General features: G+C 54.4%; 1 pseudogene. It reads left to right on the top strand.

What is annotated here, in order from left to right:
- Positions 1–228 (top strand): annotated as a pseudogene (locus ACPYOM_RS24395) (cytochrome bc1 complex cytochrome b subunit); the annotation flags it as partial.

Raw genomic sequence — 228 nt, 5'->3', positions numbered from 1 at the left:
CCGGAATCCTGCGCGAGTTCGGCCGGAAGGTCTTCCCTGACCACTGGTCGTTCATGTTCGGTGAGGTGGCGCTGTACTCCTTCGTCATCCTGCTGATGTTAGGTACCTTCCTGACCTTCTTCTTCGATCCGTCCATGGCAGAAACCCACTACCAGGGTTCCTACACGCCGTTGTACAACGTCGAAATGTCTGTCGCCTACAACTCATCACTGAACATCTCCTTCGATG

The sequence above is a fragment of the Monashia sp. HAY1-2A genome, assembly GCF_056755315.1.
This window is presented reverse-complemented; position numbering and strand designations above follow the sequence as displayed.